Here is a 1,154-nt window from a genome sequence, read left to right on the forward strand (position 1 = left end):
ACCCCGGCGCCGACGGTGCGGCCGCCTTCGCGGATGGCGAAGCGCAGGCCGTCCTCCATCGCGATGGGCGCGATCAGCTCCACCTTGAACGACACGTTGTCGCCCGGCATCACCATCTCCGTGCCCTCCGCCAGCTCCACCGTGCCGGTCACGTCCGTGGTGCGGAAGTAGAACTGCGGACGGTAGTTCGCGAAGAACGGCGTGTGACGACCGCCCTCCTCCTTCGTCAGGATGTAGGCCTCCGCCTCGAACTTCGTGTGCGGCTTCACGCTCCCGGGCTTGCACAGGACCTGCCCCCGCTCCACGCCCTCGCGGTCCACGCCCCGCAACAGCGCCCCGATGTTGTCGCCCGCCTCGCCCCGGTCCAGAAGCTTGCGGAACATCTCCACGCCCGTGCAGGTCGTCTTCTTCGTGTCGCGGATGCCCACGATCTCGATCTCGTCGCCCACGTTGATCACGCCGCGCTCCACCCGGCCCGTCACCACCGTGCCACGCCCCGAGATCGAGAACACGTCCTCGATGGGCATCAGGAACGGCTGGTCCACCGCCCGCGCGGGCGTCGGGATGTACTCGTCGACAGCGGCCATCAGCTCGCGGATCTTCGCCTCGCCGATCGCCTCGTTCTCGCCGTTCATCGCCGCCAGGGCCGAGCCCGCCACGATCGGAATGTCGTCGCCGGGGAACTCGTAGGACGACAGAAGCTCGCGGATCTCCATCTCCACGAGCTCCAAGAGCTCCTCGTCGTCGACCTGGTCCACCTTGTTCATGAACACCACCAGCGCCGGCACGCCCACCTGGCGCGCCAACAGGATGTGCTCGCGCGTCTGCGGCATCGGACCGTCGGCCGCGTTCACCACCAGGATGCCGCCGTCCATCTGCGCCGCACCCGTGATCATGTTCTTCACGTAGTCGGCATGCCCGGGGCAGTCCACATGCGCGTAGTGCCGCGCCTCCGTCTCGTACTCCACATGCGCCGTCGAGATCGTGATCCCCCGCGCCTTCTCCTCCGGCGCCCCGTCGATCTGATCGTACGCCTTGAAATCCCCGAAATACTTCGTGATCGCCGCCGTCAACGTCGTCTTGCCGTGATCCACATGACCAATCGTGCCAATGTTCACATGCGGCTTGTTACGCTCGAACTTCGCCTTCGCCAT

1 protein-coding gene is annotated in these 1,154 nt (G+C 66.4%); it reads right to left on the bottom strand.

The genetic code is table 11. The features are described 5' to 3' along the window. Positions 1–1,154, bottom strand: a 1,154-nt coding sequence (gene tuf, locus P0084_RS18470) for an elongation factor Tu (protein ID WP_308918366.1), incomplete at its 3' end; no start/stop codon positions are given.

The organism is Jannaschia maritima (assembly GCF_030973515.1).
GTDB classification, from domain to species: Bacteria; Pseudomonadota; Alphaproteobacteria; order Rhodobacterales; family Rhodobacteraceae; genus Jannaschia; species Jannaschia maritima.